At 30.7% G+C, this 21,607-nt stretch carries 21 protein-coding genes; 7 read left to right on the plus strand and 14 right to left on the minus strand.

Annotation, left to right across the window (positions count from 1 at the left end):
- Positions 1 to 3: 3 nt before the first annotated feature.
- The 6 genes from HNV10_RS10900 to HNV10_RS10925 form a co-directional block, all read right to left on the minus strand.
- Positions 4 to 843: a 1,4-dihydroxy-2-naphthoyl-CoA synthase gene (locus HNV10_RS10900; RefSeq protein ID WP_173301381.1), complete on the minus strand. Its 840-nt coding sequence runs from the start codon at positions 841 to 843 to the stop codon at positions 4 to 6.
- A gap of 42 nt (positions 844 to 885) precedes the next feature.
- Positions 886 to 1,716, minus strand: a complete 831-nt coding sequence (locus HNV10_RS10905; protein ID WP_173301382.1) for a CvfB family protein — start codon at positions 1,714 to 1,716, stop codon at positions 886 to 888.
- 122 nt (positions 1,717 to 1,838) lie between these two features.
- Entirely contained in the window at positions 1,839 to 2,180 is a 342-nt protein-coding gene (locus tag HNV10_RS10910; RefSeq protein WP_173301383.1) for a DUF2853 family protein, read from the minus strand.
- Between the two features lie 108 nt (positions 2,181 to 2,288).
- Complete coding sequence (gene menD, locus HNV10_RS10915; RefSeq protein ID WP_173301384.1) at positions 2,289 to 4,049, minus strand: 2-succinyl-5-enolpyruvyl-6-hydroxy-3-cyclohexene-1-carboxylate synthase; 1,761 nt, start codon at positions 4,047 to 4,049, stop codon at positions 2,289 to 2,291.
- 61 nt (positions 4,050 to 4,110) lie between these two features.
- Entirely contained in the window at positions 4,111 to 5,229 is a 1,119-nt protein-coding gene (locus tag HNV10_RS10920) for a chorismate-binding protein (RefSeq protein WP_173301385.1), read from the minus strand.
- A gap of 7 nt (positions 5,230 to 5,236) precedes the next feature.
- Positions 5,237 to 5,659 carry a PaaI family thioesterase gene (locus tag HNV10_RS10925; protein WP_173301386.1) on the minus strand — a complete coding sequence of 141 codons (423 nt, stop codon included), beginning with the start codon at positions 5,657 to 5,659 and terminating at the stop codon, positions 5,237 to 5,239.
- Positions 5,660 to 5,708: 49 nt separating this feature from the next.
- Between HNV10_RS10925 and HNV10_RS10930 the strand changes: the two genes are divergently transcribed.
- Entirely contained in the window at positions 5,709 to 6,350 is a 642-nt protein-coding gene (locus HNV10_RS10930) for an alpha/beta hydrolase (RefSeq protein ID WP_173301387.1), read from the plus strand.
- Positions 6,351 to 6,446: 96 nt separating this feature from the next.
- Here HNV10_RS10930 and HNV10_RS10935 read toward each other — a convergent pair whose 3' ends face one another.
- The 4 genes from HNV10_RS10935 to HNV10_RS10950 all read right to left on the minus strand — a co-directional run bounded on the left by HNV10_RS10935 (position 6,447) and on the right by HNV10_RS10950 (position 10,155).
- Entirely contained in the window at positions 6,447 to 6,767 is a 321-nt protein-coding gene (locus tag HNV10_RS10935) for a YtxH domain-containing protein (protein WP_173301388.1), read from the minus strand.
- Between the two features lie 178 nt (positions 6,768 to 6,945).
- Entirely contained in the window at positions 6,946 to 7,524 is a 579-nt protein-coding gene (locus HNV10_RS10940) for a hypothetical protein (protein ID WP_173301389.1), read from the minus strand.
- Positions 7,525 to 7,664: 140 nt separating this feature from the next.
- Complete coding sequence (locus HNV10_RS10945) at positions 7,665 to 9,446, minus strand: serine hydrolase (protein WP_173301390.1); 1,782 nt, start codon at positions 9,444 to 9,446, stop codon at positions 7,665 to 7,667.
- A gap of 343 nt (positions 9,447 to 9,789) precedes the next feature.
- Positions 9,790 to 10,155 (minus strand): VOC family protein, encoded by a 366-nt coding sequence (locus tag HNV10_RS10950; protein WP_173301391.1) that lies wholly within the window; start codon positions 10,153 to 10,155, stop codon positions 9,790 to 9,792.
- Positions 10,156 to 10,378: 223 nt separating this feature from the next.
- Here HNV10_RS10950 and HNV10_RS10955 point away from each other — a divergent pair, with 223 nt between their 5' ends.
- Positions 10,379 to 10,744 carry a hypothetical protein gene (locus tag HNV10_RS10955; protein WP_173301392.1) on the plus strand — a complete coding sequence of 122 codons (366 nt, stop codon included), beginning with the start codon at positions 10,379 to 10,381 and terminating at the stop codon, positions 10,742 to 10,744.
- Here the strand turns inward: HNV10_RS10955 and HNV10_RS10960 are convergent.
- Positions 10,725 to 11,672: an NAD(P)H-dependent flavin oxidoreductase gene (locus HNV10_RS10960; RefSeq protein WP_173301393.1), complete on the minus strand. Its 948-nt coding sequence runs from the start codon at positions 11,670 to 11,672 to the stop codon at positions 10,725 to 10,727. The two genes, HNV10_RS10955 and HNV10_RS10960, sit on opposite strands and share 20 nt — an antisense overlap.
- Positions 11,673 to 11,729: 57 nt before the next feature.
- A complete protein-coding gene (locus HNV10_RS10965) occupies positions 11,730 to 12,956 on the minus strand; it encodes a class I SAM-dependent rRNA methyltransferase (RefSeq protein ID WP_173301394.1) in 1,227 nt (408 codons plus the stop codon).
- Between the two features lie 221 nt (positions 12,957 to 13,177).
- Here HNV10_RS10965 and HNV10_RS10970 point away from each other — a divergent pair, with 221 nt between their 5' ends.
- From HNV10_RS10970 to HNV10_RS10980, 3 genes are all read left to right on the plus strand, one after another.
- Positions 13,178 to 13,843 (plus strand): acetyltransferase, encoded by a 666-nt coding sequence (locus HNV10_RS10970; RefSeq protein ID WP_173301395.1) that lies wholly within the window; start codon positions 13,178 to 13,180, stop codon positions 13,841 to 13,843.
- Positions 13,844 to 14,092: 249 nt separating this feature from the next.
- On the plus strand, positions 14,093 to 14,758 hold the full coding sequence (locus HNV10_RS10975; RefSeq protein ID WP_173301396.1) for an acetyltransferase: 666 nt from the start codon (positions 14,093 to 14,095) through the stop codon (positions 14,756 to 14,758).
- An 11-nt stretch (positions 14,759 to 14,769) separates the two neighbouring features.
- Positions 14,770 to 16,074, plus strand: coding sequence for a phenylacetate--CoA ligase family protein (locus HNV10_RS10980; RefSeq protein ID WP_173301397.1), 1,305 nt, complete (start codon positions 14,770 to 14,772; stop codon positions 16,072 to 16,074).
- Here HNV10_RS10980 and HNV10_RS10985 read toward each other — a convergent pair.
- Together HNV10_RS10985 and dnaK are read right to left on the minus strand one after the other, a co-directional pair.
- On the minus strand, positions 16,055 to 17,098 hold the full coding sequence (locus HNV10_RS10985; protein ID WP_173301398.1) for a sugar-transfer associated ATP-grasp domain-containing protein: 1,044 nt from the start codon (positions 17,096 to 17,098) through the stop codon (positions 16,055 to 16,057). The two genes, HNV10_RS10980 and HNV10_RS10985, sit on opposite strands and share 20 nt — an antisense overlap.
- 288 nt (positions 17,099 to 17,386) lie before the next feature.
- Complete coding sequence (gene dnaK / locus HNV10_RS10990) at positions 17,387 to 19,288, minus strand: molecular chaperone DnaK (RefSeq protein ID WP_173301399.1); 1,902 nt, start codon at positions 19,286 to 19,288, stop codon at positions 17,387 to 17,389.
- A 200-nt stretch (positions 19,289 to 19,488) separates the two neighbouring features.
- On the opposite strand from dnaK, the gene HNV10_RS10995 reads away from it, so the two are divergent.
- Together HNV10_RS10995 and HNV10_RS11000 are read left to right on the plus strand one after the other, a co-directional pair.
- Positions 19,489 to 19,995: a dihydrolipoamide dehydrogenase gene (locus HNV10_RS10995; RefSeq protein ID WP_173301400.1), complete on the plus strand. Its 507-nt coding sequence runs from the start codon at positions 19,489 to 19,491 to the stop codon at positions 19,993 to 19,995.
- Between the two features lie 107 nt (positions 19,996 to 20,102).
- Positions 20,103 to 21,527, plus strand: a complete 1,425-nt coding sequence (locus HNV10_RS11000) for an L-serine ammonia-lyase (RefSeq protein ID WP_173301401.1) — start codon at positions 20,103 to 20,105, stop codon at positions 21,525 to 21,527.
- Positions 21,528 to 21,607: the final 80 nt, after the last annotated feature.

The following is a 21,607-nucleotide window of genomic DNA, read 5'->3' on the forward strand; positions in this document are numbered from 1 at the left end:
AAATTATGGAATCCATTTTTTTGGAAAATTGGGCTTTCTTTTTTCTAAAAAAGCATCTCTTCCTTCTTTGGCTTCCTCTGTCATATAAGCCAAACGTGTGGCTTCACCTGCAAATACTTGTTGACCAACCATGCCATCATCTGTTAAATTCATAGCAAATTTTAGCATTTTTATGGATGTAGGTGATTTTGCTAATATCTCTTGTGCCCACTCATAAGCGGTTGCTTCTAATTCATCATGCGGAATTACAGCATTTACCATTCCCATATCAAAAGCTTCTTGCGCAGAATAATTACGACCTAAGAAAAATATTTCTCTTGCTTTTTTCTGACCAACCATTTTAGCTAAGTACGCAGAACCATAACCACCATCAAAACTAGTAACATCTGCATCTGTTTGTTTAAAAATAGCGTGTTCTTTACTCGCTAAAGTTAAATCGCAAACTACATGTAAACTATGTCCTCCTCCAACTGCCCAACCAGGAACAACTGCGATGACAGCTTTTGGCATAAAGCGAATTAGACGTTGAACTTCTAAAATATTTAAACGATGATAACCATCTTCTCCAACGTAACCTTGGTGACCTCTAGCCTTTTGGTCTCCTCCTGAACAAAAACTCCAAATGCCATCTTTAGAAGAAGGTCCTTCTGCGCTTAATAGTACCACTCCTATATTTACATCTTCATTAGCATCATAAAATGCATCGTATAATTCTGAAGTTGTTTTTGGTCTAAACGCATTTCTAATATCTGGTCTATTAAATGCAATTCTGGCTACACCATTACATTTTGAATAGGTTATATCTTCATAAGATTTGGCAATTTTCCAATCTATTTCACTCATGTACAAATATTTTAGGCGTAAAAGTAATTAATATTTTTAAATCTACTTTAAATGAATTCCGTCGTCTTTAATTTCTATTTGACGTTCTTTGTAAAGCGTTCCAATGGCTTTTTTAAAGCTCTTTTTACTCATTTGAAGTTGTTGCTTAATATCTTCAGGGTTAGATTTATCATGAAGCGGAATAAATCCACCATTATCATGTAATTCATTTAAAATAAACTCTGCATTAGGTTCAATATTTCTGTAACCTATTTGATTTAGAGAAATATCTAATTTATTATCTGGTCGTACTTTTTTAACTATACCTTTTAATTTATCGCCAACACTGATATCTTTATATAAATCATCATTAAAAATTAAGCCTAGATGTGTTTTATTTACAATAACATTCATCCCTAAATCGGATGGATGCGACACTATAAGATCTACTTCATCAAATTGAGTTACGGTTAATTCTTTATTGTCTAAAAACTGATTAGTTTTACTCGAAGCTACTAATCGTTCAGATTCTTCATCTAAATAACAATAGACTAAGTACCAACCGCCTGCTTTCATTTTAAAAGCTTGTTCTCTAAAAGGGCAAAACAATTCCTTTACCAAACCCCAATCTAAAAACGCACCATAATCTGTAACTTGGTTACATCTCAGTAAAGCAAAATCACCTTTTTTAATATAAGGTTGATCTGTAGTTGCTACAGGTCTTTCTTCATTATCTAAATAAACAAATACTTCTATATTGTCACCTATTTCAAATTCTCTTGGCACATAGCGATTGGGTAAAAGCACTTCTCCATCTTCACCATCTCCTAGAAACAAGCCAGGTTCAGTATCTCTTAAAATTTCTAATGTATTGTATTCACCTAATTTTATCATGCTGCAAAGGTATTGATATTTTAAATGAATGTAGAAAAAGTTTTAAATGTAAAGCAAATATTTATGCATAAAAAAAGCGCTGTAATAAATTACAACGCTTCTTTTATAGTTTTAAAATCTAATTAAGAATAAATAGACTCTTTACCGAAATGCTTACATAATAAATAATAAACAACTGCTCTATATTTAGTTCTGTTAGATCTACCATAAGTTTCAATTACCGAATCGATAGCTTTATCTAATGCATCACCATCACTTAATCCTAATTTTTTGATTAAATAATTGTTTTTTACAGTTGCTAATTCCTTTTCGTCAGAACCAGAAACAGTTGACGAATCTGCATTATAAATTGAAGGACCTAAACCAACAGTTACTTTTGTTAATAAATCCATATCTGGAGTAACACCACATTTGTCTTTTAAATCTGCTGCGTACTTTACGATTAAGTCGTCTCTTTTACTCATTTTATTATTATGTTTTAAGTTAATTTAATTGTTTCCCTAAAGGTAGTTAATTTTTAGAAACGATAAAATATAAAAAGTCACATATTTTTATAATAACCATGCAATTAATTACTTAATATACTTAAAATAGTTTAAGAGAATTTCATCATTACTTCTAGATGGTGTAAATATTTCTAATAATTTTGGCTGATTAGAAACACCAGCAAAATTATCTAATTGTTTTTCTAATTCTTCATTATTGTGAGCCGTACAATATTCAAAATCAAACATTTCACATAATTGTTTTGCTGTTAAATTATGCTTTGTTTCAAAATAAGTGTCAAAATTTTCTGTGTTCTTATTACCTGGTAAAATTCTAAAAATTCCACCACCTTCATTATTTATAACTATAATTCTAAAATTGTTAGGTATGTAATTATTCCAAAGGGCATTACTATCGTAAAAAAAACTTAAATCACCTGTTACAAAAGTGATTTGTTTGTTTTTGGCAATGGCAGCACCAATTGCTGTACTTGTGCTACCATCTATGCCGCTTGTACCTCTATTACAAAACACTTCAATACTTTTAGGTATTTTAAATAATTGTGCGTAACGAATAGCTGAACTATTACCAACCTGTAACATACTGTGCTTAGGTATATTTTTTAGTATCGAATTAAAAACAGTAAAATCTGAAAAAGGTATTGTTTTTAAATACTGATCATGTAATTGTCTTCTTTTTTGTCTTACAGCCAACCAAGTTACTTTGTAAGTACTTTTTGTGTGATGCGTTACTTGCGGTAAGAAGAAAGCTAAAAACGTATTTGGGTGCAATTTAATATGTTTATCTAAACAAAAGAAAGTGTCGTTTGCTTTAGTTAAACCAACATGCCAATGATGTTCTGGCTTATAAGTTCTTAAAAATGCTTTTATTTTTTTAGATACAACTAATCCTCCAAATGTTAACAGCACTTCTGGTTGTAATGCTTTAAAATCAACGTCTTCTAAAGGCGCTATCATTTTATCAATGCCAGGAAAAAAATCTTTATGATTTAAGTTAGATGTTGTCTCTGTAAATACAATAATACTATCATCATCTGCAATTTCTTGTATCCATTGTTCTTCGATAGAATTGGGTTGCATTACACCAACCAATATCATTTTTCGTTTAGCATTATGCCAAACATCTATTAAGCTCTTTATCTCTAAAGCATCTACTTTGTCTATTCTATTCTGAATTTTAAAAGGCTTTGGATTAATTACTAATTCTTCCGTAGTTTCATACAAAGGTTCATCAAAAGGAATATTAATATGAACAGGTCCTAAACTTAATTTTGAAACGGTTAAGGCATCATGTATCTCAGATTCATTATAAGATTGAATGTCTTTTTGAAGCCCTAAAAAACGTTCTAATTTATTTTCTAAATTTTTGAAAATTGGTAATTCACTTTCCAGTGTTCCGTTTTCAGAATCCTTTAAATCTAGTTTTAAATTGGCGTTATACAATACATGTTCACCAAAGACATTTTTCTGCTTTATGGTTTGTCCATCACCAATATCTATTAAATGTTTTGGCCTATCTGCAGATAAAACCACTAACGGTATATTACTATAAAAAGCCTCTGCAATTGCAGGATAATAATTTAAAAGTGCACTACCAGATGTACATACAACAGCCACAGGTTCTTGTAATTGCTGTGCTATACCCAATGCAAAAAATGCTGCACAACGCTCGTCTACAATACTATAGCATTTAAAAAAATCGTCGTGAGTAAAGCCTATATTTAAAGGTGCATTTCTACTACCTGGTGAAATTACAATATGTTTTACATTATGCGTTTTACATAAAGTAGTAACTGTTTGTGCTAATGGAATTTTTGAATATATCATAAAATTAATGTTCTAACTTATAACATCTAGAACTTTAGTTTGTTTGAAAATTAATGCTTTTTTAATTTAAAACCGAACCAATTGTTCGGGTTTTATTAACGGTTTCTTCCCATTCTTTTTCAGGATTAGAGTCTTTGGTAATTCCGCCACCAACAAAAATATGTGCTGTATTATTTACCAATTGCATGCAACGCAAATTAACGTAGAAATTAGATTTTGTTTTCACCACAGCATACGCATTATTTTCAACATTACGCCTATTGGTATTTCTAGTTGTAGCTTCTTTAAGATTCAGTTCTCCTAAAAACCCAGTATAAAATTGGCGTTTATAATTTTCATTTTCAAGAATAAAATCTTTCGCATTAACTTTTGGAAATCCGCATACTGCTGGTGTTGGATGTAAGGCTTCTATAATCGATTTTAAATCTGAATTATCCTTAATTAAACTGGTGATTTTAGTTTTAAGATGCAATAAACTACCTGCTCTTACTGTATCAACTTCAGACACATTAATCTGCTTGGTATAAGGTTGAATTTGCGCTGTAATATAATTGGTTACAATTTGTTGTTCTTCAATTTCTTTGTGCGTCCAAGTTGGTTTAGAGATTCGTTTATACGGTTGCGTACCTGCTAAAGAAATAGTAGTGAGTTGTTTCCCTTCTACCTTTAATAATAACTCTGGCGTTGCACCAATCCATAAACCTACTTTTGGATGATACCAACAATAAACCATCGCATTTTTATAACGATTGAATAAACGCTTAAATATGGAAATAGGATTAGTATCTTGTAGTGACATTGTTACAGAACGTGACAAAACTACTTTTTGTAATTCACCATTTTCTATACTTTTTATACCTTTTGAAACTAAATTTATATGCTGAACTTTATCTAACTCTTTTTCAATTATAGCAGTTGCATCCGCATTTTCAGTCTCTAAAAAATCAATCTCAATTTCAGAAAACAAACATGCTTCTTTAGGAAATAGTATGCTTTTATCTTCTAAATTAAAAGGTGAAAACACAAAACCGCTTTCTGTAAATGCATCCGTTTTGTGTAAAACGGTATCATTTTGCAACCAACATTTTATTTTAGTATTTATAGGTCTGCTATAAACTACAAAAGGTAATTGCTTAAGGTAATGCGCTTCTAAAGTTTCAAAAAATGAATCTTCGGTCATTCGTTATTTATTTTTTTGGAAGAGAAATGGTTGACAAACGGCAAACTGAAATTAAATTATCTGCTTCATCAGTAACCTTAATGTCTAATAATTGTGTTGTTCTACCTTTATGTAAAAAGGTCGCTTTTGCATAAATATAACCTTCGCTAACACTTTTAAGATGATTAGCTGTAATCTCTAATCCACGAATAAAAAACTTTTCGGTATCTATAAACACATGAGATGCAAAACTTCCTACACTTTCGGCTAATGCAGCCGTTGCGCCACCATGCAAAACACCATCTGGTTGATGCACTTTTGAGGTTACTGGCATTCTTGCGGTTAAGAAATCGTCTCCAAAATCCACAATCTCAATACTTAATGTTTCCATTAATGTATTTTTGCTTGCAGCATTGGCTTTTGCCAACATGTCTTCTTTAGATATTTGCATAGAATTAGTTTATTTTTATCCTTCAAAGATAAAGAAACCACCTTGAATAATGAATTTGCAAGAAAAAGAAATAACATATAATACCAGCAACTCCTACTCTACCTTAAATCAACTTACAGAGCAAACAAAAAACGTTTGGTTAGTTTGCCATGGCATGGGTTATTTGAGTCGTTATTTCTTAAGATATTTTAAAGCATTAGATCCCAAGGAGAATTACATTATTGCGCCACAAGCGCCAAGTAAATTCTACATTCAACCAAAAATGCATGTTGGTGCTAATTGGCTAACAAGAGACAATACGGAAGCCGGAATGCAAAATATTTTGAATTATTTTGATGCCGTTTTAGAAGCTGAAAACATTCCTAAAAACGTAAATTTTATCATTTTTGGATATTCGCAAGGTGTTAGTATAGCTATGCGTTATTTAGCGAAACGACAGTTAAAATGCAGTCAGTTGGTGTTACATTCTGGCGGAATACCGAAAGAACTCACACCTAAAGATTTTGAGTTTTTATCTGAAGATACTCAGGTAAAACTAATTTATGGAACAGAAGATGAATATCTCGATGAAGATAGAATTACGATAGAAACAGAACGTGCGGAATCACTTTTTGGTAATCGATTAACTGTGCTTCCATTTGAAGGTAAACATGTTGTGAATGTTGATTTTATTAATGACTTAGTGAAATAATATATTCAATTAGAAATTGATATTAACGAAAAAAATGTATTGAAAAACTGAACTCTAAAGCTTCTCAATACATTTTTATTTATGTTTATTATAGAATTAACTCGTCTTTTGTAACGTCTTATTCTTCTCTTTAAGAATTGCTAATTGTTTTTCTATAAACGTAATAGCTTGTTCGGTTTTATAACTAGATTTAGATGTAAACTCTTCCATATCTTGTTTAAACTTTTCTCTACCAGATGCTACTGCTTTAGATAAATCGTCTTTTACTTCTGTTAAGTCACTAGATAATTGATCTTTTATCTCTTTACCTTCTTTCTTAAGTTTGTCTCTAGTAACGCTTCCTTTTTCTGGTGCTAATAAAACACCTGCTGCTGCACCTAATAATACACCTAAAACTACTGCTCCTTTATTAATCATAACTTCTTTTTCTTTTTTAATTAAACTTGTTCTACTTTATACGTCGTAGAACTTACTGTTTTGTTACAAACAAATTTAATGCCAAGGATTTATCTTAATTTTACAACGTTCTGTCTAACTTAATTAGACATCGCATTAATAGAGTATTATATTATAAGATATAATAAACTTTTCAACTTTATTTTCTAGTTTTTGGTATTTGCTTTAATTCGTTTTTCGCTTTGTATAAATCAATTGCTTTCAAGTAATTCTGTGCGCCAATCATGGTCATATCATTAATAAAACCATTGAGTTCAGGGTGATTTAAATTTGTCCAATTAACTAAAGCATTGACTTCTTTTTCCCAAACTTTCCAATTAACATTTTTACAGTTTAATTCTTCAATTTTTGAGATTTTTCCAGAATTAAAAGAGATTTTGTATTGACAGGTCATATTGCTGTTTTTTAAAAAATCATTTCTCAAGCAATTATAAATCACTGAAGCAATAATCTGGTCTTTGTTCTCTTTAATTTCAACCAACTTATATGATGGTTTAAATATAGAATCCCATTTAAAGACTTCATAAAAACTATCATTATTATACGGCATAATGTAATCTCCAGAAATAATTGTAACACTATCACTTACCAATGGTTTTATCTTATTAAAGTCAACGGCATTTCTACCATTATAATAATTGGTTACAATTTCTTTAGGTGTTAACTTTTGATGTTTACATCCCATTAAAAAAACAAGTAATAATAAATAGTTTTTCATTTATAGCCAACTATAACACTTTACAATAATGAAAATTATGCGATTTTTGATTGCTAATTTTTTAATTTAAAGTCTATACTAAAAGATGGTTATTTAATAAATTTTAAATCAATTAACCAAAGATATATTTTACTAGTATATCATTGTACTTTTTTACACTCAAATACACCTGATGGCGTTTTATATTTTAATCCTGAAACAATATTATTTTTCATTATAAATTCTACTTGCATATCATCAAATTTCTCAACTTTGAATATTTGCTTTTTATAAGGTATTAATATATCATTAGTTGTTCCTAAAGCTGTAAGCTTACCATCAATCAGTTTTATTTCAAATTCTGAGCCAGCAAAATTATATTTTCCTTCATATTGTTTCAAGACATTAGGATCTGCTAATGACTCATCTGGTTTTTTATGGAATGATACCTGCCCTTCATCTATTGAAACCACAGCTTCGTTTATTTCACCTTGAGGACTTATATTAAAATTGATACTCCATTTCCCAAAATCTTCATCATCTGGTGTATCAAATCTATTATAATGATAATGCGACAACGGTAAACTTACCCTTCTGAAATTAAAATATAATGAGTCTTTTTCATGGCTAATTATAAACTCGCCATACGCCTCATTAGTAAAAGACCCTGTATAATCTTCAAGTTTATGAGAAGGAGTAGTTCCTTCTATATGATCAAATCCATGCTGAGATCTAGCATTTTTACTCAATTCTTTACTTTTTATATGATCAGCCAATTTCCGACCGTTCCAATCAGTTTGTTCTAAACCTAATAATCTATCTACAAGATTATAGCCAATAATAGTATTGCCAAGGCTAGCACCTTGATTTCCGATAGAAAACGTTATAATTCCAATATCATTATATGGTAAAATAATAACTTGCGAATGAAATCCAGGCATAGCTCCACCGTGTTTTGTTAAAACATTTCCTTTATAAATCTCAATGTTTCTTGCCATTCCATATGTTGAATTTAAACGTTCATCATAACCTTTATCTTCTAGCTCTGAGTTTCTAAACGCAATACCAGGTTTTAAGGTTTCCTTAATTATAGCATTGGGAATTATCTCTTTATTTTTATACTTCCCTTCATTCATAAGTGCAATTACCCAATGAGAAAGATCATCTAGACTCGTAATTATTGAGCCAGCAGGACCTATACCTGCTCCATCTTCTTTAAGAGGTATTTTATATAAAAGTGTTGTGTCTCGTTTTTCATCATAAGGAACACCATAGTCTTTTGATTTTTGCATTTCGGCAATTGAAAAAATAGTATTTTCCATTTCTAAAGGAGATAAGATGTTTTCAGATATATATTCTTCCCATGTTTTTCCTGTTCTTAATTCTATAGCATAACCTACGGCTGAGTACATTAAGTTATTGTAAATAAAATCTTGGCGTAATGGTATAGAAGGTTCAAGGTATTTAATTCGTTCAAATAATTCTTTTCTCGTAAAATCCGATTGAAACCAAATATAATCGTGCCTAGAAATTCCTGTTTTATGTCCTAACATATCTCTAAGCGTAACATTATTATTCAAAAAATCATTAAAAAATTCTATTTCAGGAACAGACTCTTTAAATGGTTCATCCCATTTAAAAATTCCATCTTCTACCAACATTCCTGCTGCTACCGCAGTAAAAAGTTTTGTGTTTGAAGCTATTTGAAATAAAGTGTTTTTAGTAACAGGAAGTTTATTACCATAATCTCGATATCCATATCCTTTTACAAAAACTAATTCTCCTTTGTGAATAATAGCAACGCCTGCTCCTGGTTCATTCCAATCAGCTAAAATTTGTGACATATAATTATCAAAACCTGAAAGCGATTTTTTAATATTAATTTCCTGTGCAAATAGATTTACTGAGACTAGTAGTAGAATACAAATTTTAATGTGTTTCATGATTTTATGAATTATTGGTTCTTATAGAAATATTACCTAAGTTAATTGTAAATCATACTTTTTAATATGTTTTATAAATAACTACAACTCCTAGCAAATTAGACATTATAGAACATAATGTCAATACGTAGATCTACGTATTTCTTTATTCTAGTCTAGATTAGAAAAGGATAACTCAATTAGCAATCTCAATTGTAATATTTTAAAAATTAACACATTAGATTTGCACCACTTAAGGTATAAATACCAAACACATACGTTATACTCACTGGTACAAAATCTAGAAGACGGAATAAATAATGAAAATAATTATATTTCTTTTTAAGGAAAAAAATAGCTTACCTTAATTATTAAATTCTCCAAAGTGCCAAAGAATGCCTGATGGGTCGTGCAAAAAAAACTCATTTCCCCAATCATTAAATACAACTTTAGAGCATTTTACACGTTCATACTTTTCTAAAACACCACTTTGTTTTAAGTTATTTAAATGCATCTGTACATTTTCAACTTCTAAAAAAACCATTGTATTATCAATCCAATCTTTTGCATAATAATCTTGTAAATAAAACGCAAAATTTTCAATACTAAAAATAGACATATTATGAGAAATTATAACTTCATCAAACCCTAAATCTTTATAAAATTGTCTAGATGTATTATAAACTTTAGCACCAATGAATGGTCGAATAGATTTTGCTTTTATTTTCATATTTCAATTTAGTGATTTTCAATTTAAAAGTAATTAATTCTCAGTTTTTAGCTTAAACATATTTTTAATCTGTAAAACAAAACAGTTACATCGGCTAGTATATATACAGAAAGCAAAGGTAAAATAAACCGTTAGTCGTAAAAATACTTGTCCGAACGAATATACTTTAATACAAGGTTAAAATTATTATACATTGACCAACCAACCAATAATTTACTAATAAATGAAAACCCTACTTACATTATTCACAATAAGCATTTTATCAACATGTAATGCACAATTAATGGCTGAAGATGACCAACTACATTTGGCCGTTGGAGCGACAATATCTGCCACATCATATGCACTAATTTATTCGAAAACAAAAAACTCTAAAAAAGCATTTTGGTATAGTTTAGGTTTGTCAACTTTAGCTGGATTGTCTAAAGAAATTTACGATGGCTACATTATTAGCGGTAAATTTGACTCAGATGAAGCTGCATATACAGTTCTTGGCGGCTTTGTAGCGAGTTATACTTTTAATATTTTCACCAACAAAAAGAAGAAAAAACAACAAGACAACGTTACATTTATGTCGTTAAGCCTTTAATTATATCTTTAATAGGAAGTATGGCTTTAGTATGCTCAATACTAGGACCAGCTACCCAAACTGTTTTGTAAGTTGCTTTTTTAGCTGCATTTTCGGTTGCTTTCATTCCTATTGAAAAACGCACCATTTTAACCCACTTTTTTAAACTCTTATTCTTGTTTAATAGATTTTCTAACCAAGTGGCTTTTGTTCCTATTTTTTGTACATAAGGTGTATTAATTACAGTACATGGTGTGCCAGAAATGCGCTCGGTCATTATAATATCTTTTTCGCCATAGTCTACACACGCTTGTTTGTACTCATCTGTTACTCCTGCTTCAATAGAAGCTATAAAAGGACTCCCAACTGAAACACCTTCTGCGCCATAACTTAGCATTTTATCAATATCTGCTTTACAACCAACACCTCCTGCAGAAATTACAGGAATGCTTAATTCCGTACTTAAAAGATTGGTTAATTCTTGTGGAGAAAGATTTCCTCTGTGTCCACCAGCTTCATTATTCACCGCAATAGCTGCATCTGCACCTAATGCTTCAACTTTTTTTGCAAAATGTAAATCTGTAACATCACAAAACACTTTTATACCAACGGCATGTGCTTGTCTTATTGTTTCCTCTGGACTACCTAAAGATGTAATTATAAAATCACAACCTTCTTCGCAAATGGCTTCTAATTGAGCTTTATATTTAATGTTAGATTTATTTACTATTAAATTGAAACCAAATGAACCACCTTCTACTTTTGCTGCTTTTAGTTCTTTAATAGCAGATTTTAATTCTTCAATAGTTCTATAATTTAAAGCTGGTATACAGCCTGCTATTCCGCCTTTCATTGCTTCAATAACCATTGCTACATTAGATACCAAGAACATTGGAGCTTGTATAATTGGATGTTTAATATTTAGTATTTGCGTTAATTTGGTTTGCATTGTAGAGATATTTTTAAACAAATATAGTATAATTTTTATTATGCATGCATAATACTTTTATTCTAAAAACCTATAATAACCGCATTTTAAATATGCACCCTCAGGAAAACTAATAGGGTGATCCACATCATGATTTGTCTTTAATTCTATTTCAAAAAGTCTAGATTGAGAATTTAAAACTCTATTATTTAAATCAAAAAAGGACTGTGCCAAGACTCTAGATGAGCAAGAAGCTAAAACTAACATTCCTTTTTTCGCAGTAAGCATGGCGCCTAGTTCTGCCAATTGTGCGTATTTCTTTTTAGCTAAATCAACTTCAGATTGTTGTTTAGCGAAACTAGGTGGATCAATAACAACAACATCATACGTTTTTCCGTTCTCTATTAATAGCTTCATTTCTTCAAACGCATCTCCAGATATGGTTTTATGTTTACCAGTATAATTATTTAATTTTCCGTTAGTTCTAGCCATATCTAAAGCTTGCTTGCTAATATCTAAACTGGTAACTTCTTTTGCTCCATTAGCGAGAGCATGTACTGAAAATCCGCCAGCATAAGAAAACACATCTAATACCTTTTTTTCCTTACTCAGCTCACCTACTCGTTTTCTATTAGCTCTATGATCTAAAAAATATCCTGTTTTATGACCTTTTATAACATTTGCTGAAAAATTGACATTATGCTCAACAAAAACAACCACTTCATTTTTAAGTGTTCCAAATACTACCTCTCCATCTTTTAAGCTATGATTTTTACTATTTTGTAATCCTCTACTTAATCTCATAACAATAGTATCTACTTTAGATACTTTTTGCAAACTCTCTAAAATAGATTCTAAATAAGGTAACCAAATTTCAGAATATAGTTTTACTACTAAAACGGTATTATACACATCTGCTATTAATCCTGGAAAACCATCATTTTCACCAAATAATAGTCTATAACTGTTAGTATTTGTAGAAAGTAATTCTAAACGTTTCTCGTAAGCTACTTCAATTTTATCTTGAAAAAAATCGCTACCAACCTTTACTTTTGTATCTGCATTATGAATTATTTTAATTCGGATTGGAGAATTGCCATCATATAAGCCTAGGCCAATTACCTTGTTTTTATTTTTACTAAAAACTATGGCTAAATCTCCTGTCTTTGCATGGTCATTTATCTTTACTATACTATTAGAAAACACCCAAGGATGTCCTTTAACTACAAATTGTTCGCCTTTAGCATTTAATTTTACCGCTAAATTGTTAGTTTCTATTTTATTGAAGCCGATATTAAATTTCATAATGTTGTCTAACTATTTAAAGCCATTTTTTGAAGTAAAAAACACAAATTAACTGTAAATATTCTTTAAATAAGCCGTTAATAGGATAAAATGTGTAGTTTATCTTTTAAAAATCTAAATGAATTTATTAGGTAATATATTTGGAGCTTAACCCGAACCTATCAAATTTTAATGAATTTGATTAATAATAATCAAATTCTTTTGCAATCTATTTTTAGAAGATGAAAAACATTTTAATTTATGGAGCTTCTGGTCATGCCAAAGTTATAGCAGATATTATTCTTGGTAATAAAGATTATAACATTATTGGGTTTTTAGATTCTTTTAAACCCATTAACGAAGACATTTTTGGATTTAAAATATTAGGTAATCTTAACACATTACCTGAATTGATAGATAAGCATAATATCCATGGAATTATAATTGGTATAGGTGATAACACTTTAAGAAAAAAAGCATACATTAAAATATCCAAAATTGCGCCAAACTTAGAATTTGTATCAGCTGTGCATAAAAATGCTATTATAGCTAATGATGTTGTAATTTCTGAAGGTTCTGTTATTATGCCAGGTACTATTGTAAATGTAAATGCAAAAATTGGCAGGTTCTGTATTTTGAACACTAAATCATCTTTAGATCACGACTCTGAAATGGATGATTTTTCTAGTCTAGCACCAAGCGTTAGCATTAGTGGTAATGTAAAAATTGGTCAGTGCTCATCTATTTGTCTTGGGGCTTCCATTATTCAAAATATAACCATAGGTAATTATACAGTAGTTGGTGCTGGTTCTTTAGTATTAAAATCAATTGGTGATTTTAAACAAGCTTTTGGCAGTCCTATAAATACAGTAAAAGACAGAAAAGCAGATTCTTGTTATTTGGGCTAGTTTAGTCTTTAAAACTGAACATTATTTCATACTTTTTTTTGTTCTTTACCTATTTTTTAACAAAGGGAAATTTAAACCTTAAAATTTATAATTTAATTGTCTAATTTTTATTAAACTAATTAATTATAAATATAATTTCATCCATAATCTGTTAGGCAGAATTAGATGAGTTAAGACACAAAATGCTTATCTTTGTAAAATGCCAACCAACTCTATTATCTGCATTTAATGCTGTAACCTGTTAAACGGATGAAAAACATTTTAATATATGGTGCTTCTGGCCATGCCAAAATGGTTATAGATATTATTAAGAAAAATAAAAGCCATAACATAATGGGTTTTATTGATTGTTATAAACCATTGGGTTCTCAAATAAGTGGTTATAAAATTGTAGGGCGTTTAGAACATCTAAAACAACTTTCTCAAGATTTAAATATTGACGGTATTATTATAGCAATTGGAGACAACTATACAAGGCAAAAAATTGCTAACAACGTGTCAAAAGAATTACCAAGTATAAAATTTGTTTCCGTAATACATCCAACGGCCACCTTAGCTGAAGATATTACAATTGATGAAGGCTCTGTAATAATGGCAAAAGCAGTTGTAAATTCTGCCGCAAAAGTTGGTAAACATTGTATAATTAATACTGCTTCAACCCTTGGTCACGATTCTGTAATGGAAGATTTTTCTAGTTTAGCATCTGGTGTAACAATCGCTGGTAATGTAAAAATTGGTAGGTGTTCTTCAATATGCCTTAGTGCTATAGTTATTCAAAACATCGTAATTGGTAAAAATACAATTGTAGGTGCAGGATCATTAGTTTTAAAATCCATTGGAGATTTAAAAACAGCTTTTGGTAGGCCAATACATACAATTAAAGATAGAAAGGAAGATTGCAAATATCTAGGTTAAAACATTTTTTTATGCTTCTAAATTTTGCTAGACAAAAATTCTTTTGGTTGATTGATGGATTTAAAGGTGGATATATCAAAAATCAATTAAGTGAAATAAAACTTGGTATTGAACAACCTAATTCAGAAAAGGCCAAACAAACAAAGAAAACACATATAAAAGCACTTATAAAGCATGCTGTAGAAACAACACCTTTTTATAAGAATTATAATAGTGATAGCAGCCTTTCGGATTTTCCTGTAATAAGAAAAACCATTATTCAAGAAAACTTTAAGCAATTTCAATCTCGTTCTTTTATTGATAAGGAAAACTTTAAGGTATCTACAAGTGGTTCTACAGGTGTACCTTTTTTCTTGTTTCAGAATCAAAATAAACGCCATAGAAATCATGCAGATGCAGTCTACTTTTATGACCAATCTAATTTCAAAATTGGTAATAGACTTTATGAGCTAGAAGTTTGGAGAGATCATAATAAAAAGGGGAAATTAAAATCTTGGTTACAGAATATTATTCAGTTTGATATATCTAGACTAACAGACGCAAGAATTAGAACTTTTTTAAATCTATTAAAGTCAGATAAACAACCTAAAACCATTCTTGGTTTTGCTTCTGCTCTCGAAATGATAACGCAATATCTCGAAAGAAATAATCTATATTTAAAAGACTTAAAGATTACATCAGTTATTGCAAATTCTGAATATTTAAATCCATACACCAAAACAACTTTAAATAAGCATTTAGATACTACAATTCTATCAAGGTATTCTAGTGAAGAAATAGGAATCATTGCACAGCAAACATTAAAAGCACCTAATCGATTTGTTATTAATCATGCAAGTTACCAAATAGAATTGCTAAATTTAGATAATGATTTGCCTGCACAACCAGGCGCATTTGGCAGAATTGTGATTACCGATTTGTTTAATTACGCAATGCCTATAATTAGATACGACACAGGAGATATTGCCAAACTTGGTATAGATGAAAATGGTATTACTTATTTTTCTCAGATTGACGGCAGAAAAATGGACCTTATTTTTGACTCTAAAGGCAATATGTTGTCATCTTTTGTGGTTTATACTAAATTTTATAAATATTACCATTTATTAAAACAGTATCAATTTATACAACAAGGTAAAAAAGAATATGAAGTAAAATTAAACCTTCAAGAAGATACGTTTAAATTTGAAGACGCATTAATAGCTGATATTAAATCAGATTTTGGGGAAGATGCCGTTGTTAGTATTACTTATGTAGACGAAATACCTGCTTTATCATCTGGCAAACGTCGAAAGGTTATAAATAATTATAATTAGAATTTTCAGGATTTAAACTAAGCTCTAAAATTTCATCTGTAAACGTTCCAAATAATGGACCATTTGTAATTTGATGTAAATCTACATCTTGATAATAGGTGTTAAACTCAATAAAAACCGGTCGATTTTCCTTATTAATTCCAATATCCCAAGACACAATCTTAAAATAAGGCACTTTAGGATGCATCTGTTTTACCATTTCTATTAATGCATTATAATTAGGAATAGTAACACCCTCAAAAACAACTTTTGTGTGCGATTTATTTAATATAGCTCCATCTCTAGTATAAGCTCTTCTTTTTAAATTACCATTAGCATCTAATCCACAAATAATACCTCCTCCACAAAAATTATCTGTAGTACTATTGGGTTGGCCAATTCTAAGCACTGAAGAAAGTATATGTACACCATCATTCTTTAAATACGTCATTACTCTTACCGTATTAAGAGAAGATGGGTTAAACGCTTTTAAAACATCGCTCTGCTCTAGTTCTTCTTGTATTATAAAGTCTTTTTTATATTTTTTAAATAATTCTAATACGGTAAGATTTTTATAAGTGGTCTTATGGTTGTCAACCGTAAATTTATTAACCATTACACCATCACCCGAGTCTATGGTTGGTTTTATAATTAATGTCTTATTAATTGTATTACATTTTTTTAGCGCATCATTTTCATTTATAATTTTACCATCTGTAAAATAAAATCCATTAATATTCTGAATAACAGCCTTTGGTTGCTCAAACTCTTTAAATATATTATAAGATAAGTTTTTATCTAACAAGGCTGGCCATTGGCGCATTTGATTAAGACTAGGAGAAATTATAGCATTAAAAATATCTTCTGGAATATAGTTAACATGAAATTCATTAGTTAAACCTTTATAATACTTATGCCAATAAGTATTACCTAATTTATAGCCTTTAGATTTATAAAAAGATTTAGCTTGGCTAACTTCACTATTACTTAATTCTGGTGATTTATTTTCATTAATAATAGCCTTAACATAAGCTCTTGAATTCATTTTTAAGTTGAATTCCCAAAAACGCTTTCTTAAGTTTAAGATATGCTTAGTTAGTACTCGTTTTAGTGACGAATAGAGGTTCATTTGATGAGGGATTTAACGTAAATGTACCACACCAATTTTAAATTAAACAATGAAGTCTGTATTAATTTACAGGAATTAGAAGAAGTGATTTAAGTTATCGACAAACGTCGGTTTTGAAGTAAATAAATACCTTAAAATAAAAAACGTAACCAAATTAATGGTTACGTTTTATTATTTTAAGATGCCTGCGTTCGCAAGAATTAATTATTTAACCTCTTCGAAATCAACATCTTCTACATCGCTAGACTCATCAGCTGGTTGCTCTGCTCCTGCTTCAGGACCTGCAGCTCCACCTTGCGCTTCTGCTTGTGCTTTATACATTTCTTCACTTGCAACTTTCCAAGCTTCGTTAATTTTCTCTAAAGCTGGTTCAATAACTGCGATATCTTTTGACTCGTATGCTTTTTTCAATTCTTCTAGTGCATCTTCAATTGGCTTCTTCTTATCATCAGATAATTTATCACCAAATTCTTTTAATTGACTCTCTGTTTGGAAAATCATAGAATCTGCCTCATTTAATTTTTTAGCATTTTCAGCTGCTTTAGCATCTGCTTCTGCATTTGCTTCAGCATCTTGCTTCATCTTTTGGATTTCTTCTTCTGTTAATCCAGATGATGCTTCAATACGGATATCTTGTGTTTTATTTGTTGCTTTATCTGTAGCAGATACTTTAATGATACCATTAGCATCAATATCAAACGTTACTTCAATCTGAGGTGTTCCTCGTCTTGCTGGTGGTATTCCATCTAAATGGAAACGACCAATCGTTTTATTATCTGCTGCCATTGGACGCTCACCTTGTAATACATGAATTTCCACTGATGGCTGATTATCTGCTGCTGTTGAGAATACTTGCGATTTCTTTGTCGGAATCGTTGTATTTGCTTCAATCAACTTTGTCATTACATTACCCATAGTTTCAATACCAAGAGATAATGGCGTAACGTCTAATAAAAGAACATCTTTTACATCACCAGTTAATACTCCACCTTGGATACCAGCTCCTAAAGAAACAACCTCATCTGGGTTTACACCTTTACTTGGTGCCTTACCAAAGAACTTCTCTACAGCTTCTTGTACCGCTGGGATTCTAGTAGAACCACCAACTAAAATTACTTCATCAATATCAGATTTTGATAAACCTGCAGCTTTTAATGCAGATTCGCATGGCTCAATAGTACGCTTAATTAAATCATCAATTAATTGTTCAAATTTAGAACGCGTTAATGTACGCACTAAATGTTTTGGTCCACTAGCTGTTGCTGTAACGTAAGGCAAGTTAATTTCTGTCTGTGCAGAAGATGATAATTCAATTTTTGCTTTTTCAGCAGCTTCTTTAAGACGTTGTAAAGCCATTGGATCTTGACGTAAGTCCATGTTTTCATCTGCCTTAAACTCTTCTGCTAACCAATCAATAATACGTTGGTCAACATCATCACCACCTAAGTGTGTATCTCCATCTGTAGATAATACTTCAAAAACACCATCACCTAATTCTAGAATAGACACATCATGCGTTCCTCCACCAAAATCAAATACTACGATTTTTTGGTCAGTACCTTTTTTATCCATTCCGTAAGCTAATGCTGCGGCTGTTGGTTCGTTGATAATTCTACGAACTTTTAATCCTGCAATCTCACCAGCTTCTTTTGTTGCTTGTCTTTGTGCATCGTTAAAATATGCTGGTACTGTAATTACAGCCTCAGACACATCTTGCCCTAAATAATCTTCAGCAGTTTTCTTCATTTTTTGAAGAATCATAGCTGATAATTCTTGAGGTGTATATAAACGACCATCGATATCTACTCTTGGCGTATCGTTGTCACCTTTTACCACTGTATATGGTACGCGTTCTGCTTCTTTCTTAGATTCAGAATACTTATTACCCATAAAACGTTTAATAGAATAAACTGTTTTTGTTGGGTTAGTAACCGCTTGTCTTTTTGCAGGATCTCCTACTTTAATTTCACCACCTTCTACGAAAGCGATAACTGAAGGTGTTGTTCTCTTACCTTCAGCGTTTGGGATTACAACTGGCTCATTACCTTCCATTACAGAAACACAAGAGTTGGTTGTACCTAAATCAATTCCAATAATCTTACTCATAATTATATTTGTTATTAGTTTTCCGCTTTCACGGAAAGTATCGTGTTATTAATTTTTTAAACTCGATTAGTAATAGTCAATGATTATGCCATGACAAAAAATATGACATGATGTCAGATAGGTTTTTTCATTAATGTTTGAATAATACTATACTTTGGTATCAATATTGATATCTAAAAAGAAACCTAAACAATTTAAACATGAAACGTATATTATCTATTATTACATTATTTGTATTATTAATTTCTTGTACTGGCGAACAAGGACCTCCAGGATTTGATGGCTATGACGGTATTGACGGACAAGACGGTGTAAACTTTGTGGGACAATCTTTTGAAAGAACAATTGATTTTACAGCTCCAAACTATCAAGAAGATATAGAAATTCCACTTGATATTGATTTATTAGAATCTGATATGGTATTAGTTTACCATCTAAAAGATGTTGTAGATGGTTATGATGTATGGAAATCTCTTCCTGAAACAGTATACATATCAGCTGGAGAAGAATTTCAATATAACTTTGAGCATAATTTTGATTTCGTTAGTATTTTTATTGAATCGCATCCTAATTTTGATTTTGATTTATTGTTTGATGAGGAAAGAATTAATCAAACATTTAGAATAGTTATTTTACCTGTAGACTTTGTAAACAGTAGTAATTTAGATGTTAATAATTTTGAAGACATTATGCAATACGTGCAATAACTATAAAAACTAAATTATAAAAACAGCTTTAAATTTCTAAAGCTGTTTTTTTATGTCTTCAAATTAAACAAAACGTATATTTGTTCTTCTTAAAATAGTTATCGCAAATGGAATGTATCTCTGTTTTTGACATGCTTAAAATTGGTGTAGGACCATCAAGTTCTCATACCTTAGGACCTTGGCGCGCTGCAGAACGATGGATTAAAGAATTAAAGGACAAAAAACGTTTTGATAAAGTTGAAAAAATCACAGTAGACCTTTATGGTTCTTTATCCTTAACAGGAAAAGGCCATGCTACAGATTATGCTGTTATTTTAGGTTTAACTGGTGCTGATCCAGAACGCATACCTGTTGAAAGTATTAATTCTATTATAGATGACGTAAAGACTAAAAACGTCATAATGTTCAATAACGAAAAGGCAATTCCTTTCAATTTTAAAACCAATATAGTTTTTAATAGAAAATTTTTACCATTTCATTCTAACGGAATGGTTTTTACAGCCTTAATTAATGGAAGAAACTACAAATCTACCTACTACTCTATTGGTGGCGGATTTGTAGTGCAAGAAGAACGTAAAATTGCTAAAGCCAATAAAATTATTTTCTATTGTACGTTTCCATATCCTATTGCATATGGCGATGAATTACTTAAATTCTGTCATCAACTAAATCTTCCTATTTCTGGAGTAGTACTTGAAAATGAAAAATCAATTAGAGAAGAAACATCAATTGATTTTGAATTAAAACGTATTTGGAACACTATGTTAGAATGTATGTATGTTGGTTGCCACACAGAAGGTAATTTACCAGGTGGATTAAATGTAAGACGTCGGGCTTTTGACATACACAAAAATTTAATTGGAGACAACACATACCAAAATCCACAAGAATGGCTAAAAACCATTAGAACAACAGAAGTTAAATTTCGCCAGATTTTAAAATGGGTGAGTTGTTTTGCATTGGCTGTTAACGAAGTAAATGCCTCTTTAGGTAGAGTTGTTACTGCTCCAACAAATGGCAGTGCTGGTGTTATTCCGGCTGTACTGATGTATTATTTGGTAATAGAAAACCATGATGCTGATTTTGAACACATCAAAAAATTTCTGTTAGTAGCTGGTGAAATTGGCAGTATTTTTAAAAAAGGTGCTACAATTAGCGCTGCAATGGGTGGCTGTCAGGCAGAAATTGGAGTTTCATCTGCTATGGCAGCAGGTGCATTATGTGAATTATTAGGCGGAACACCAGAACAAGTATTAGTTGCTGCCGAAATTGCTATGGAGCATCATTTAGGATTAACCTGTGATCCAATTGGTGGTTTGGTGCAAATTCCTTGTATAGAACGAAATTCTATGGGAGCAATTAAAGCCATAAATGCAGCAGAATTAGCTTTAGATACAGACCCTAAAAACGTTAAAGTACCTTTAGACAAAGTTGTGAATACCATGTGGGAAACCGCAAAAGATATGAATACCAAATACAAAGAAACATCTGAAGGAGGTTTAGCGGTTGGTGTTCATTTAACGGATTGTTAAATATGATGCTCTTCATTAATATTAATAACAAACTTTGATTACAGATAGCAGTAATAATTGAATAGAATACAGATTCAATA

Origin of the sequence: Winogradskyella litoriviva (genome assembly GCF_013249065.1) — a bacterium.
GTDB lineage: Bacteria > Bacteroidota > Bacteroidia > Flavobacteriales > Flavobacteriaceae > Winogradskyella > Winogradskyella litoriviva.